This window comes from Amycolatopsis echigonensis (assembly GCF_002846615.1).
GTDB lineage: Bacteria > Actinomycetota > Actinomycetes > Mycobacteriales > Pseudonocardiaceae > Amycolatopsis > Amycolatopsis echigonensis.
Genome location: NZ_PJMY01000003.1, coordinates 1,022,886 through 1,037,420, shown reverse-complemented (window position 1 = coordinate 1,037,420; position 14,535 = coordinate 1,022,886). Strand labels below are relative to the sequence as shown.

The following is a 14,535-nucleotide window of genomic DNA, read 5'->3' as shown; positions in this document are numbered from 1 at the left end:
CCCGGTAGGAAGAAGCCGCAAAGGACCTGATCCGAACCTTTGGGGCGATGCGATGGCGGCCAGGCGAGGAATGCTCACGCTCGAAGCTCTCCGCGAACGGGTGACGGCGGGCACGATCGACACGGTGCTCGTCGCGCTCACCGACATGCAGGGGCGCCTTCAGGGCAAGCGGTGTTCGGCGGAGTACTTCCTCGAGGAGGTGGCCGGCCACGCGACCGAGGCGTGCAACTACCTGCTCGCGGTGGACGTCGACATGAACACCGTCGACGGCTACGACATCTCGTCCTGGCAGAGCGGCTACGGCGACTTCGTGCTCCGGCCGGATTTCGCGACGCTGCGGGAGATTCCGTGGCAGGAGGGCACCGCGCTGGTGCTCGCGGACGTCGAGCGCGTGCAGGGCGGCCCGGTTTCCGTTTCGCCGCGCCAGGTGCTGCGCCGTCAGCTCGACCGGCTCGCCGAGCACGACCTGACGGCGTACGTGGGCACGGAGCTCGAGTTCATCGTGTTCGACGACTCCTACGAGTCCGCGTGGGACAAGGGCTACCAGGACCTCAAACCGTCCAATCAGTACAACGTCGACTACTCCATGCTCGGCACCGCGCGCGTCGAGCCGCTCCTGCGCCGGATCCGCAACGGGATGGCGGGCGCGGGTCTGTACCCGGAGTCGGCGAAGGGCGAGTGCAACCCGGGTCAGCACGAGATCGCCTTCCGCTACGCCGACGCGCTCACGACGTGCGACAACCACGGCATCTACAAGAACGGTGCGAAGGAGATCGCCGCGCAGGAGGGCAAGAGCCTCACGTTCATGGCGAAGTACAACGAACGCGAGGGCAACTCCTGCCACATCCACCTGAGCCTTCGCGGCAAGTCCGGCGAAGCGGTGCTTCCCGGCGACGGCGACCACGGCTTCTCGAAGCTGATGCAGCACTTCCTTGCCGGACAGCTCGATGCGTTGCGCGAGCTGACCTACTTCTTCGCCCCGAACATCAACTCGTACAAGCGTTACGTACCTGGCAGCTTCGCGCCGACAGCGATCGCGTGGGGCACGGACAACCGTACGTGCGCGTTGCGCGTTGTCGGACACGGTGACGGGTTGCGCGTCGAGAACCGCGTACCCGGCGGAGACGTGAACCCGTACCTCGCAGTCGCCGCGATGATCGCTGCGGGGCTGCACGGCATCGAGAACGAACTGCCGTTGGAGCCTGAGTTCGTCGGCAACGCGTACGCGTCCGACAAACCCACTGTGCCCGTTACGCTCGCTGAAGCCGCTCAAGTCCTCGAAGGCAGCCGTATCGCGCGAGATGCCTTCGGTGCCGATGTAGTCGACCATTACCTCAACGCCGCGCGGATCGAGCGCGAAGCGTACGAGCGAGCTGTGACCGATTGGGAGCGCATCCGTGGTTTCGAACGACTCTGACCCGCCGGTCATCGGGCTCAGCACCTATTCGGAACGAGCGAAGTTCCTGGCCTGGGACACCGAAGCGACGCTGCTGCACCGGGTGTACGCGGACTGCGTGGTCAAGGCGGGCGGGATTCCGGTGCTGTTGCCGCCAGTGACGGACAAATACGCCAGCCTCGTCGAGCGCATCGACGGTCTCGTGCTCACCGGCGGCGCGGACGTTGAACCCAGCCATTACGACCAGGAACCGCACCCCGCGACCTACATCCGCCCGGAGCGCGACGCGTTCGAGTTCGGCTTGTTCGAGGCGGCGCGCGCGGCCGGAAAACCGGTGCTCGGCGTGTGCCGCGGCCTGCAGGTGATCAGCGTCGCGCTCGGCGGCACGCTCTCGCAGCATCTGCCGGAAACCCTGGGGGACACGACGCATCAGCCAGCTCCGGCGACGTTCGGCACCAGCACGGTCACCCTGGTCGACGGCACCCGGGCGGCAGCGATTCTGGGCCAGGAAACAAAAGTCCAGTGCTACCACCATCAGGCCATCGACCGGCTCGGCTCCGGGTTGATCGCGTCCGGCCACGCGGCGGACGGGACGATCGAGGCCGCCGAGGTGCCGGGGGAGTTCGTGCTCGGCGTGCAGTGGCATCCGGAACAGGACGGCGACGACGTACGGCTGTTCGCCGCGCTGGTGAACGCCGCGCAGGAGGGGAAATGACGACGTTCGAGGTGCGCAACCCGGCGACCGCGGAAGTGGTGCGCCAGGTCGAGTTGACCAGCGAGGCGGAGACCGACGCCGCGATCGCCCGCGCGCACGCCGCGTTCCCGGCCTGGCGAGCAGTCGCCCCAGGCGATCGGGCAAGGCTGCTGCGCCGGTTCGCGGACGCGGTCGACGCGGACATCGAGCACCTTGCGCGGCTCGAGGTCGAGAACTCCGGGCACACCATCGGCAACGCTCGCTGGGAAGCGGGCAACGTGCGCGACCTGCTCGAATACTCCGCGGGCGCGCCGGAACGGTTGCTGGGCAAGCAGATCCCGGTCGACGGCGGCGTCAACGTGACCTTCCACGAGCCGCTGGGCGTGGTCGGCGTGATCGTGCCGTGGAACTTCCCGATGCCGATCGCGGGCTGGGGCTTCGCGCCGGCGCTCGCGGCGGGCAACACGGTCGTGCTCAAACCGGCCGAGCTGACGCCGCTCACCGCGCTGCGGCTGGCCGAACTCGCTCGCGAGGCGGGCATCCCGGAGGACGTCTTCCAGGTGCTGCCGGGCAAGGGATCCGTTGTCGGGCAACGGTTTGTCACGCATCCGGCGGTGCGCAAGGTCGTGTTCACCGGGTCCACCGAGGTCGGCAAGCAGGTGATGGCGGGCTGCGCGGCGCAGGTGAAGCGGGTGACGCTGGAGCTGGGCGGCAAGAACGCCAACATCGTGTTCGCTGACGCCGACTTGGAAAAGGCCGCGGCGACCGCACCGTACGGGGTGTTCGACAACGCCGGGCAGGACTGCTGCGCGCGGTCGCTGATCCTGGTGCAGGACACCGTGTACGACCGGTTCCTCGAACTGCTGGAACCCGCCGTGCAAGGCGTGGTCGTCGGCGATCCGGGCGACGAGGCGACCGAGATGGGCCCGCTGATTTCCGCGGACCACCACGCCAAAGTCTCCTCCTACGTCACCGGGCAGACGCCGGTCGCCTTCCGCGGCAGCGCACCGTCCGGGCCGGGTTACTGGTTCCCGCCGACAGTCGTGCTCCCGCCGGGACTGGACGATCCGCTGGCCCGTGACGAGATCTTCGGCCCGGTCGTCGCGGTGGTCCGCTTCCGCGACGAAGCCGAGGCACTGCGGATGGCCAACGACACCGAATACGGCCTGTCCGGCTCGATCTGGACCCGCGACGTCGGCCGCGCCTTCCGCGTCGCACGCGGCGTCGAATCCGGGAACCTGTCGGTGAATTCGCACTCTTCGGTCCGCTACTGGACGCCCTTCGGCGGCTTCAAGCAGTCCGGTCTCGGCCGCGAACTGGGCCCGGATGCCGCGGCTGCCTTCACCGAAACCAAGAACGTCTTTCTGAGCACGGAGGAATGACCCACGATGGTGCAGCGTTTTGACGGCCGCGTCGCGGTGATCACCGGCGGCGCGAGCGGCATCGGCCTCGCCACCGCCAAGCGACTCGCGAGCGAAGGCGCGAAGGTGGTCATCGGCGACGTCACGCCGGAGCAGGGCAAGGCGGCCGCCGACGCGGTGGGCGGGGCCTTCGTCCAGGTCGACGTCACCGACGCCGACCAGGTCGAGGCCCTTTTCCAGACGACGGTCGACGAGTTCGGCGCGGTCGACGTCGCGTTCAACAACGCGGGCATCTCGCCGCCCGAGGACGATTCGATCCTCACCACCGGCATCGAAGCCTGGGAGAAGGTGCAGCGGGTCAATCTGACGTCGGTGTACCTGTGCTGCAAGGCCGTCCTGCCGCACATGCAGCGCCAAGGCCGCGGTTCGATCGTGAACACCGCGTCGTTCGTGGCCGTGATGGGAGCCGCGACGTCGCAGATTTCTTACACCGCTTCGAAAGGCGGCGTGCTCGCCATGACTCGCGAGCTGGGCGTGCAGTTCGCGCGCGAGAACATCCGGGTCAACGCGCTGTGCCCGGGGCCGGTCAACACGCCGCTGCTGAAGGAGCTCTTCGCGAAGGACCCGGAGCGCGCGGCCCGGCGGCTGGTGCACGTCCCGGTCGGCCGGTTCGCCGAACCGGAGGAGATCGCCGCCGCGGTGGCCTTCCTGGCCAGCGACGACGCCAGCTTCATCACCGCCGCGCAATTCCTGGTCGACGGCGGCATCTCCGGTGCCTACGTAACGCCGCTGTGACTGTCCGTGAAGGGCTCCTTGAGAGAATCGGATTCCCTCAAGGAGCCCTTCACGGACCTTTGGCAGGGGGTGTGGCGTAGGCCCGGCGCGGTAGACTGGCGCGTGAAGCGGCAGGTAAGGTGGCCGCACCCACAATCGAATACTGGGCCGTTCGAGCCGGAGCGGGAGAGTCCCATGCGATCAGTGGGACACCGAAGGAGCAAACTCCCCGGAATCTCTCAGGTAACCGCTACCGCTTTCGGCGAGGCCACTCTGGAAAGCAGGCGCACCCGCGCCTCACCCAAGGTGAAAGCCGTGCCGAGCGCGCGGTGAAACTCTCAGGTGCCCATGACAGAGGGGGAGTTCCCAGTGCACCGCCGCGCCCGGTGCCCGTCCCGAGGAGCTCCCATCACCTCCACCCCCTTCGACACCCGCCACATCGGTCCCGGCGAGGCCGAGCGGGCGAAGATGCTCGCCGAATGCGGTTACGGAAGCCTGGACGCCCTCGTGGAAGCGGCGGTGCCGTCCGCCATCCGCACGGCCGGTGACCTGGCGCTTCCCGTGCCCGCGTCCGAGGAAGAGGCCACCGCCGAACTGCGCGCGCTCGCCGCGCGCAACCGGCCGATGACGCAGATGATCGGCCTCGGCTACTCCGACACCGTCACGCCGGGTGTCATCCGCCGCAACGTGCTGGAGAACCCGGCCTGGTACACCGCGTACACGCCCTACCAGCCGGAGATCTCGCAGGGACGGCTCGAAGCGCTGCTGAACTTCCAGACCGCGGTGTCCGACCTGACCGGGCTGGCGATCGCCAACGCCTCGATGCTCGACGAATCCACCGCCGTCGCCGAGGCGATGACGCTGATGCGCCGCGCGTCGAAGTCGAAGTCCAATGTGGTCGTTCTCGACTCCGAGGTCCTTCCGCAGACCATCGAGGTCGTGCGGACGCGCGCCGCCGGTCTCGGCATCGACGTGCAGGTGCGCGACCTGCTCACCGGGCTGCCCGAGGAGTTCTTCGGCGTTGTCGTGCAGTACCCCGGCGCGTCCGGTGTGCTGCGCGGACGCGGTTTCTACCACGCGGTTTCCGAAGCGGCGAAGGCCGCGGGCGCGGTGTACGCGGTCGCTGCCGACCTGCTCGCGCTCACCATGATCGCCGCGCCCGGCGAGTTCGGCGCGGACGTCGCCGTCGGCTCTACGCAACGCTTCGGCGTGCCGCTGGGCTACGGCGGTCCGCACGCCGGATACATGGCGGTGCGCGCTGGTCTGGAGCGTTCGCTGCCCGGCCGTCTCGTCGGTGTGTCCGTGGACGCGGACGGGAACACTGCGTACCGCCTCGCGCTGCAGACGCGCGAACAGCACATCCGTCGCGAGAAGGCGACCTCCAACATCTGTACCGCCCAGGTGCTGCCCGCGGTGCTCGCTGCGATGTACGCGGTCTACCACGGTCCCGAGGGGCTGAAGGCGATCGCGACGCGGGTCCACGGCCTCGCGGCCGGTCTCGCAAACGCGCTGCGCGCCGGCGGTGTCGAGGTCGTGCACGAGGCCTTCTTTGACACTGTCGTCGCGAAGGTGCCTGGCCGTGCTGCTGAGATGCACGCGGCTGCGCGCGAAGCGGGGATCAACCTCGGCCACATCGACGCCGACCACGTCCGTATCGCCTGCGACGAGGTCACGCGTCCCGACACGCTGGCGAAGGTGCTTCGCGCCTTCGGCGTCGACAGTGCGTGGGAAGCCGCGCAGGCGCTCCCGAACGGCCTCGCGCGCGAGAGCGGCTACCTGACGCACGAGGTGTTCAGCAGCCACCGGTCTGAGACGTCGATGCTGCGTTACCTGCGCCGTCTCGCCGACCAGGACTTCGCGCTCGACCGCGGGATGATCCCGCTCGGCTCCTGCACGATGAAGCTCAACGCCACCACCGAAATGGAGCCGATCAGCTGGCGCGAGTTCGCGGGGATCCACCCGTTCGCGCCGGCCGAGGACGCCGAGGGCTACCACGAGCTGGTCCGCCAGCTGTCCGGCTGGCTGGCCGAGGTCACCGGCTACGACCAGGTGTCGCTGCAGCCGAACGCGGGCAGCCAGGGCGAACTCGCCGGGTTGCTGGCCATCCGCGCCTACCACCAGGCGAACGGACAGCCCGAGCGCGACGTCTGCCTGATCCCGTCGTCCGCGCACGGCACCAACGCCGCGTCCGCGGTGCTCGCCGGGATGCGCGTGGTCGTGGTCAAGTGCACCGACGAGGGCAACGTCGACCTCGAAGACCTGCAGTCCAAAGTGGACCAGCACAGCGCCGACCTGGCCGCGATCATGGTCACCTATCCGTCCACGCACGGCGTCTACGAGCACGGCATCGAGCGGCTCGCCAAGATCGTGCACGACGGCGGCGGACAGGTGTACGTCGACGGCGCGAACCTCAACGCCCTGCTGGGCCTGGCGAAGCCGGGCGAGTTCGGCGGCGACGTCTCGCACCTGAACCTGCACAAGACGTTCTGCATCCCGCACGGCGGCGGCGGCCCGGGCGTCGGCCCGGTCGCGGCGCGCGAGCACCTCGCGCCGTACCTGCCCAACCACCCGCTGCTGGAGCTGGCCGGACCTGACACCGGCGTCGGCCCGATCAGCGGCGCGCCGTACGGCTCGGCGTCGATCCTGCCGATTTCCTGGGCGTACGTGCGGATGATGGGCGCGCCCGGGCTCACCGAGGCCACCAAGGTCGCGGTGCTCGCGGCCAACTACATCGCCGCCCGGCTCGCGCCGCACTACCCGGTGCTCTACACCGGCCAGGACGGCCTGGTCGCGCACGAGTGCATCCTCGACCTGCGCGGCATCACGAAGGAAACCGGCGTGACCGTGGACGACGTCGCGAAGCGGCTCATCGACTACGGCTTCCACGCGCCGACCATGTCGTTCCCGGTCGCGGGCACGCTGATGGTGGAGCCGACCGAGAGCGAGGACCTGGCCGAGATCGACCGGTTCTGCGAGGCGATGATCGCCATCCGGCACGAGATCGACGAGGTCGCCGCCGGTCGCTGGACCGCCGAGACGAGCCCGCTGCGCGGCGCGCCGCACACCGCGTCGTCGGTCGTCGGCGAGTGGACCGCGGACTACGACCGCGAGCTGGCGGTGTACCCGGTCGGTGTGGCGCGCAGGACCAAGTACTGGCCGCCGGTGCGGCGGATCGACGGCGCGCGCGGCGACCGCAACCTCGTCTGCTCCTGCCCGCCCCTCGACGCGTACGACGCGTGAGCGCGCTCTCCGCTCGCGACAACGAAAGGCTTCCCGTGACGGAAACCCCACTGCACCAGGTCCACCAGGATCTCGGCGCGCTGTTCACCGATTTCGCCGGCTGGTCGATGCCGGTGCGCTACGCCAGCGAACTGGCCGAGCACAAGGCCGTGCGCGAGGCGGCTGGGCTGTTCGACTTGTCGCACATGGCCGAGATCCACGTGCGCGGCGCGCAGGCGGCCGACGTGCTCGACTACGCGCTGGTCGGCAATCTGAGCGGCGTGAAGCCGGGCCGCGCCCGCTACACGATGATCTGCGACGCCGACGGCGGCGTGCTGGACGACCTGGTCGTCTACCGGCTCGCCGACGAGGAGTACCTGGTCGTGGCCAATGCGGGCAACGCCACCGTGGTCGCGGACGCGCTGGCCGAGCGCGTCGCCGGATTCGACGCGGTGGTGGAGAACCGGTCCGCGGACACCGCATTGATCGCGGTCCAGGGCCCGAAGGCGGTCGACGTGCTCGCCGCCGTGACCGACGCCGACCTCGGTGCGCTGAAGTACTACGCGAGCGTGCCCGCCGTCGTGAAGGGCCACGAGATCCTGCTGGCCCGCACCGGCTACACCGGCGAGGACGGCTTCGAGCTGTTCGTGCCCGCGGCGGAAGCCCCGGCTCTGTGGCGGCTGCTGACCGAGGCGGGCGAGGAGCACCGTCTGGTCCCGTGTGGCCTCGCCTGCCGCGACACGCTGCGGCTGGAAGCCGGAATGCCGTTGTACGGCAACGAACTCAGCCGCGAGCTGAACCCGTTCGCCGCCGGTCTCGGCCGGGTCGTGAAGTTCGAGAAGCCGGGCGACTTCGTGGGTCGCGCGGCCCTGGAGGAACTGGCGAAGGCCGACGTCCCGCGCGTGCGGGTCGGCCTGCGCGGCACCGGCCGCCGCGCCCCGCGGCACGGGTACGCCGTGCTGTCCGGGGATGCCACTATCGGGGAGATCACCAGCGGCGCGCTGTCGCCGACGCTGGGTTACCCGATCGCCATGGCGTATGTAGACCGGGAGCACGCCGAGCCCGGCACCGCGCTGTCCGTCGACATCCGGGGCCGCGTCGAGCCGGTCGAGGTCGTCGCCCTGCCCTTCTACTCCCGAGCCTGAGAGGCCGCCCAACCATGAGCATCCCCCAGAACCTGTCCTACACGAAGGAACACGAGTGGCTGTCGGTCTCCGACGGCGTCGCGACCGTGGGCATCACCGCGTTCGCGGCCAGCTCGCTCGGCGACATCGTGTTCGTGCAGCTGCCGAGCGTCGGCGACACGGTCACCGCGGGCGAGGTGTTCGGCGAGGTCGAGTCGACGAAATCGGTCAGCGAGCTGTACTCGCCGGTCAGCGGCGAGGTGGTGGCGGTGAACGAGGCCACATCGGACACCCCCGAGGTCATCAACTCCGACCCCTACACCGAAGGATGGCTGCTGCAGGTGCGGCTCTCGGGCGACGTCCCGGAGCTGCTCGACGCGTCCGCGTACGCCGAGCTGACCCAGGAGAACTGATGACCGCCCCGTTCGACGCCCCCCTGTCCGAGGTGGACCCCGAGGTCGCCGCCGCGGTGGCCGCGGAGCTGGACCGCCAGCAGTCGACGCTCGAGATGATCGCCTCGGAGAACTTCGCGCCGGTCGGCGTGCTCGAGGCGCAGGGCTCGGTGCTGACCAACAAGTACGCCGAGGGCTACCCGGGCCGGCGCTACTACGGCGGCTGCGAGCACGTCGACGTCGTCGAGCAGCTCGCGATCGACCGGGCCAAGGCGCTGTTCGGCGCGGAGCACGCGAACGTGCAGCCGCATTCGGGCGCGCAGGCCAACGCGGCGGCGATGTTCGCGGTGCTGAAGCCGGGCGACACCATCCTCGGCCTCGACCTCGCGCACGGCGGGCACCTCACGCACGGGATGAAGATCAACTTCTCCGGCAAGCTGTACAACGTGGTCGCCTACCATGTCGACAAGGAGACCGGGATCGTCGACGTCGCCGAGATCGAGCGGCTGGCGGTCGAGCACAAGCCGAAGCTGATCGTCGCCGGCTGGTCGGCCTACCCGCGCCAGCTCGACTTCGCCGAGTTCCGCCGGATCGCCGACCTGGTCGACGCCAAGCTGATGGTCGACATGGCGCACTTCGCCGGCCTCGTGGCCGCCGGGCTGCACCCGTCGCCGGTGCCGCACGCGGACATCGTCACGACCACCACGCACAAGACCCTCGGCGGCCCGCGCGGCGGCCTGATCCTGTGCCGCCAGGAGCTGGCGAAGAAGATCAACTCGGCGGTGTTCCCCGGTCAGCAGGGCGGGCCGCTGGAGCACGTGATCGCGGCCAAGGCCGTGGCGCTGAAGATCGCCGCGACCGACGGATTCCGCGAGCGCCAGGAGCGCACCCTGGAAGGCGCGAAGATCCTCGCCGACCGGCTGTCGCGGACCGACTGCGCCGAGGCGGGCGTCCGCGTCCTCACCGGCGGCACCGACGTGCACCTGGTGCTGGTCGACCTGGTGAACTCCCAGCTCAACGGCCAGGAGGCGGAGGACCGGCTGCACTCGGTCGGGATCACCGTCAACCGGAACGCGGTGCCGTTCGACCCGCGTCCGCCGATGGTCACCTCGGGCCTGCGGATCGGCACCCCGGCGCTGGCCACCCGCGGTTTCGGCGCGGAGGACTTCACCGAGGTCGCTGACATCATCGCCGAGACGCTGAAACCGGACTTCGACGAGGCCGCGCAGCAAGCGTTGCGCACCCGGGTCGAGTTGCTGGCCAAGAAGCACCCGCTGTACGCGGACCTGAGCCGATGAGCGCGCAGCCCGAGGGGCGGAAGTTGTTGCGGCTTGAGGTGCGCAACAGTGAGACGCCGATTGAGAAGAAGCCGTCGTGGATCAAGACGCGGGTGCGGATGGGTCCGGAGTTCACTGAGCTGAAGGGTTTGGTGAAGCGTGAGGGCTTGCACACCGTGTGCGAGGAGGCGGGGTGTCCCAACATTTACGAGTGTTGGGAGGACCGGGAAGCCACCTTTTTGATTGGCGGGGATCAGTGCACGCGGCGGTGTGATTTCTGTCAGATCGACACGGGCAGGCCTGCTGAGCTGGACCGCACGGAGCCGCGGAAGGTCGCGGAGAGCGTGCAGGCGATGGGGTTGCGGTATTCGACGATCACCGGTGTCGCCCGGGACGATCTGGCTGACGGCGGGGCGTGGTTGTATGCGGAGACGGTGCGGCAGATCCATGCGTTGAATCCGGGCACGGGGGTGGAGTTGCTGATCCCGGATTTCAATGCGGAGCCGGAGCAGTTGGCGGAGGTGTTCGGGTCGCGGCCGGAGGTGCTGGCGCACAATGTGGAGACGGTGCCGCGGATTTTCAAGCGGATCCGTCCCGGGTTCCGGTACGCGCGTTCGCTGGAGGTGATCACCCGGGCGCGTGCGGCGGGTTTGGTGACGAAGTCGAACCTGATCCTCGGCATGGGCGAGACCCCGGACGAGGTGTCGGCGGCGTTGCGGGACCTGTTCGACGCCGGGTGCGAGATCATCACCATCACCCAGTACCTGCGGCCCTCGCCGCGCCATCACCCGGTCGACCGGTGGGTCAAGCCGGAAGAATTCGTCGAACACGCGAAAACCGCGGAGGCGATCGGGTTCCCGGGTGTGATGGCGGGGCCGTTGGTGCGGTCGTCGTATCGCGCGGGCCGGTTGTACGCGCAGACGAAGGCCCACCGGGGCGAGGAATTGCCGGAGAACCTCGCCCACCTGACCGCCGAAGGACCGGCGGCACAAGAAGCCAGCAGCGTGCTGGCGAGGAACTAAGAGAAGGGGCGGATCAATGGCGATCAGCGTCTTCGACCTGTTTTCGATCGGCATCGGGCCGTCGAGTTCGCACACGGTCGGCCCGATGCGAGCGGCCAAGACCTTTGTGGACGGTCTGGTCGAGGACGGCGTGCTCGAACGGGTCGCGCGGGTGCGGGCCGAGTTGTTCGGCTCCCTCGGCGCGACCGGGTTCGGGCACGGAAGCGACAAGGCGGTGCTGCTCGGGCTTTCCGGGGAGCGGCCGGAGGAGATCGACACCGACACGGTGCCCGCCAAGGTGGCGGCGATCCGGGAGTCCGGGCGGCTGGCTGTCGGCGGGACGCACGAGGTGGCGTTCGCCGAGGACACCGACCTGACGATGCACCGGCGGAAGTCTCTGCCCGCGCATCCGAACGGGATGGTGTTCCGGGCGTTCGACGCGGACGGCGAGTTGCTGCGGGAGCGGACGTACTACTCGGTCGGCGGCGGGTTCGTGCGGGACGAGTCGTTCGAGACCGACACGGTGTTCGTGGAGGACTCCACGCCGGTGCCTTATCCGTTCCGCACCGGGGCGGATTTGCTGAAGCATTGCGCGGACACCGGTCTGCCGATCAGCGAGATCATGCTGCGGAACGAGCTTTCCTGGCGCAGCCGCCAGGAAATTCGGGACGGGCTGCTGAAGATCTGGCAGGTCATGGCGGAGTGTGTGCGGAACGGGTACACGCATGAGGGCGTGCTGCCCGGTGGTCTGAAGGTTCCTCGGCGGGCGAAGTCGTTGCACGACAAGCTGCTCGCGGAAGACGGCGCGGACGATCCGTTGTACGCCATGGACTGGGTGAGTCTGTACGCGCTCGCGGTCAACGAGGAGAACGCTGCGGGCGGTCGCGTCGTCACCGCGCCGACGAATGGCGCGGCGGGAATCATTCCCGCGGTCTTGCACTATTACCAGCGGTTCGTGCGCGGTGCGTCGGACGACGGGATCGTGACCTTCCTGCTTACTGCTGGGGCGATTGGGTCGATCCTCAAGCAGACCGGGTCGATCTCGGGTGCGGAGGTCGGCTGCCAGGGCGAGGTCGGCTCGGCATCGGCGATGGCGGCGGCCGGCTTGACCGAGGTGCAGGGCGGGTCGCCCGCTCAGGTCGAGAACGCGGCTGAGATCGGGGTCGAGCACCATCTTGGCTTGACGTGCGACCCGGTCGGCGGCCTGGTGCAGATCCCGTGCATCGAGCGCAACGCGGTCGGTGCGTCGAAGGCGATCCACGCCGCGCGAATGGCGTTGCGCGGCGACGGAAGCCACGTGGTGACGCTGGACAAGGCGATCAAGACCATGCGCGAGACTGGCGCGGACATGTCGGTGAAGTACAAGGAGACCGCGCGCGGCGGGTTGGCCGTGAACGTCATCGAGTGCTGATTTTCGTTCCGTGAAGGGCTCCTTGAGGGAATCAGGGTGGATTCGAGGGGTGGTTGCAACACGGGTGGTTATGTGGTTGTGGTGAGGAGGTTAGCGAGGCGTTCGGCTGGGGTGTCCCAGTCGAGTGTTTTGCGGGGTCGGCGGTTGAGTTGTGCGGCGACGGCGGCGAGGTGTTCGGGGGTGTGGGCGGACAGGTCGGTGCCTTTGGGGAAGTATTGGCGCAGCAGGCCGTTGGTGTTTTCGTTGCTGCCGCGTTGCCAGGGGCTGTGGGGGTCGCAGAAGTAGACGGGGATGCCGGTGGCGATGGTGAATTCGTGGTGGCGGCCCATTTCGCTGCCCTGGTCCCAGGTCAGGGATCGTTGCAGGTGCGCGGGCAGGGTCGCGGCGGTGGCGGCGAGGGCGTCGCGGACGGCCTCGGCGCCGCGGCCGCGGGGCAGGGGCACGAGCAGGACGTAGCGGGTGGTGCGTTCGACCAGGGTGGCGATGGCCGAGGCGTTGTCCTTGCCGATGATCAGGTCGCCTTCCCAGTGCCCGGGGACGGCGCGGTCGGCGGCTTCGGCGGGCCGGTCGCTGATCATGGCCATGGGTTCGGCGAAGCGGGGCCGGCGTTGCTGGCCGGCGCGGGGTTTGCGCCTGGCGCGGCCGGTGCGCAGGGCGCGGGCCAGTTCGCGGCGCAGTTCGCCGCGGCCTTGGACGTAGAGGGCCTGGTAGATCGTTTCGTGGGTCACGTGCAGCTCCGGCCGGTCGGGGTGGTCGCGGCGCAGCCGGCGGGCGATCTGCTCCGGGCTGAATTTCTCGCCCAGCATGGCCTGCACTCGTTCCCGCAGCTCGGGGCAGGCCGCGATCTTGCCCGTTTTCGGCCTCGGGCGGCGTGCCCGGGCCAGGTCGTGCGCCGCATGGGGCCGGTAGCCGCCTGCGGGAGGGGTGTTGCGGGCGATCTCCCGGCTGACCGTGGAGGGGCTGCGGCCCAGCTCGGCCGCGATCGCCCGCTGCGAGCGGCCCGTCGCCAGCCCGTCCGCGATCGCGATCCGTTCCTCGACCGAGAGGAACCGGTCCGAACCCGGCCCGGGCCGGGCGGGAGCCGGGCGGGCGTTCGCGCCGGCCCGGCTCGGCCGCCCGTGCCGCCAGCGATGCCCGGTCCTGCGGCCGACCCCGACAATCCGGCACGCCTCGACCGTGCCCACGCCCTCCGCCACAAGATCAAAATACCGGCGGCGTTCCGCAGCCAACCGCACCCGACCCCGCGACGCCCGATCCCCACCGACCCCGGCCACTGCAACTCCTGCACAACTCAGGTGCTGCAACCACCACTAGAACCCAAGCAGATTCCTTCGAGGAGCCCTTCACGGCGTTTCGGGGTGGCGAGCAGATTCGCCCGGCGTGAGCGGCATCCGGGTGCTGCTCAGCGTCGCGCTGTCCTGCCATTCGCCAGCCCAGCGCGGCAGTTCCGAGACGAACTGCGTTTGTTCGCGGTAGCGGATGTCCACGTGCTGGTGCAGGAAAGCCATGAGCGGTCCGGACATCTCCGGGTCGTCGACGAAGTCGGCCGCGCGCATCCGGGTCGATTCCTGCGCCGCCTTCCACCAGCGTTCGCGCTTCGAGCCCCGGCTGGTGTCTTCCTCGACCAGTCCGGCGTCCGCGAGCTGGCGCAGGTGCCACGACGTGGTGCCGGAGCTTTCGCCGACGCGCTTGCCCAGCCCGGTCGCGGTGGCCGGGCCGTCGACGGTCAGCAGGTCGAGCAGTTCCATGCGCAGCGGATGCGCCAGCGCGCGCAGGGTGCGGGCGTCGATCCGGCGGGCTCGGCGTTCGTCGGGCACGCTCCGTAGAGTAGAGCGCAGAGGATCCTTGCAAAGAGTTCTCTGCAACCAGGCAGCATAGAATCGGAC

12 protein-coding genes and 1 riboswitch are annotated in these 14,535 nt (G+C 69.3%); of the genes, 10 read left to right on the top strand and 2 right to left on the bottom strand.

All coding sequences use genetic code 11. The annotated features are described in order from the left end of the window. Positions 1–52: 52 nt before the first annotated feature. From ATK30_RS09355 to ATK30_RS09315, 10 genes are all read left to right on the top strand, one after another. Positions 53–1,417, top strand: a complete 1,365-nt coding sequence (locus ATK30_RS09355; RefSeq protein ID WP_208637307.1) for a glutamine synthetase family protein — start codon at positions 53–55, stop codon at positions 1,415–1,417. Continuing rightward, entirely contained in the window at positions 1,398–2,111 is a 714-nt protein-coding gene (locus tag ATK30_RS09350; protein WP_101435241.1) for a gamma-glutamyl-gamma-aminobutyrate hydrolase family protein, read from the top strand. Before ATK30_RS09355 ends, ATK30_RS09350 begins: the two co-directional genes overlap by 20 nt. Continuing rightward, the gene (locus ATK30_RS45575; protein ID WP_208637306.1) at positions 2,108–3,472 is read left to right on the top strand and encodes an aldehyde dehydrogenase family protein; all 1,365 of its coding nucleotides are present in this window, start codon (positions 2,108–2,110) and stop codon (positions 3,470–3,472) included. Before ATK30_RS09350 ends, ATK30_RS45575 begins: the two co-directional genes overlap by 4 nt. A 6-nt stretch (positions 3,473–3,478) precedes the next feature. After that, on the top strand, positions 3,479–4,246 hold the full coding sequence (locus ATK30_RS45570) for a 3-oxoacyl-ACP reductase (RefSeq protein ID WP_182892139.1): 768 nt from the start codon (positions 3,479–3,481) through the stop codon (positions 4,244–4,246). A gap of 242 nt (positions 4,247–4,488) precedes the next feature. Next, positions 4,489–4,590: riboswitch (glycine riboswitch) on the top strand. 43 nt (positions 4,591–4,633) lie between these two features. Beyond that, positions 4,634–7,465 (top strand): aminomethyl-transferring glycine dehydrogenase, encoded by a 2,832-nt coding sequence (gene gcvP, locus ATK30_RS09340; protein WP_101440723.1) that lies wholly within the window; start codon positions 4,634–4,636, stop codon positions 7,463–7,465. 35 nt (positions 7,466–7,500) lie between these two features. Then, on the top strand, positions 7,501–8,589 hold the full coding sequence (gene gcvT, locus ATK30_RS09335) for a glycine cleavage system aminomethyltransferase GcvT (protein ID WP_101435240.1): 1,089 nt from the start codon (positions 7,501–7,503) through the stop codon (positions 8,587–8,589). Between the two features lie 14 nt (positions 8,590–8,603). Beyond that, positions 8,604–8,981: a glycine cleavage system protein GcvH gene (gene gcvH, locus ATK30_RS09330; RefSeq protein WP_101435239.1), complete on the top strand. Its 378-nt coding sequence runs from the start codon at positions 8,604–8,606 to the stop codon at positions 8,979–8,981. After that, the gene (glyA, locus tag ATK30_RS09325) at positions 8,981–10,258 is read left to right on the top strand and encodes a serine hydroxymethyltransferase (protein WP_101435238.1); all 1,278 of its coding nucleotides are present in this window, start codon (positions 8,981–8,983) and stop codon (positions 10,256–10,258) included. Before gcvH ends, glyA begins: the two co-directional genes overlap by 1 nt. Further along, positions 10,255–11,259, top strand: coding sequence for a lipoyl synthase (gene lipA, locus ATK30_RS09320; RefSeq protein ID WP_101435237.1), 1,005 nt, complete (start codon positions 10,255–10,257; stop codon positions 11,257–11,259). The genes glyA and lipA overlap by 4 nt, the downstream gene beginning before the upstream one ends. A 16-nt stretch (positions 11,260–11,275) precedes the next feature. After that, positions 11,276–12,649 carry an L-serine ammonia-lyase gene (locus ATK30_RS09315; RefSeq protein WP_101435236.1) on the top strand — a complete coding sequence of 458 codons (1,374 nt, stop codon included), beginning with the start codon at positions 11,276–11,278 and terminating at the stop codon, positions 12,647–12,649. Between the two features lie 68 nt (positions 12,650–12,717). On the opposite strand, the gene ATK30_RS09310 is transcribed toward ATK30_RS09315, so the two are convergent. Together ATK30_RS09310 and ATK30_RS09305 are read right to left on the bottom strand one after the other, a co-directional pair. Continuing rightward, positions 12,718–13,923: an IS30 family transposase gene (locus tag ATK30_RS09310; RefSeq protein ID WP_101434569.1), complete on the bottom strand. Its 1,206-nt coding sequence runs from the start codon at positions 13,921–13,923 to the stop codon at positions 12,718–12,720. Positions 13,924–13,992: 69 nt separating this feature from the next. After that, positions 13,993–14,466 carry an ArsR/SmtB family transcription factor gene (locus tag ATK30_RS09305; protein WP_101435235.1) on the bottom strand — a complete coding sequence of 158 codons (474 nt, stop codon included), beginning with the start codon at positions 14,464–14,466 and terminating at the stop codon, positions 13,993–13,995. Positions 14,467–14,535 lie beyond the last annotated feature (69 nt).

Bases quoted from the DNA above. Each gene is read 5' to 3' on its own strand.
- ATK30_RS09355 (WP_208637307.1), top strand. From the start codon at position 53: ATGGCGGCCAGGCGAGGAATGCTCACGCTCGAAGCTCTCCGCGAACGG.
- ATK30_RS45575 (WP_208637306.1), top strand. From the start codon at position 2,108: ATGACGACGTTCGAGGTGCGCAACCCGGCGACCGCGGAAGTGGTGCGC.
- ATK30_RS45570 (WP_182892139.1), top strand. From the start codon at position 3,479: ATGGTGCAGCGTTTTGACGGCCGCGTCGCGGTGATCACCGGCGGCGCG.
- gcvH (WP_101435239.1), top strand. From the start codon at position 8,604: ATGAGCATCCCCCAGAACCTGTCCTACACGAAGGAACACGAGTGGCTG.
- glyA (WP_101435238.1), top strand. From the start codon at position 8,981: ATGACCGCCCCGTTCGACGCCCCCCTGTCCGAGGTGGACCCCGAGGTC.
- lipA (WP_101435237.1), top strand. From the start codon at position 10,255: ATGAGCGCGCAGCCCGAGGGGCGGAAGTTGTTGCGGCTTGAGGTGCGC.
- ATK30_RS09315 (WP_101435236.1), top strand. From the start codon at position 11,276: ATGGCGATCAGCGTCTTCGACCTGTTTTCGATCGGCATCGGGCCGTCG.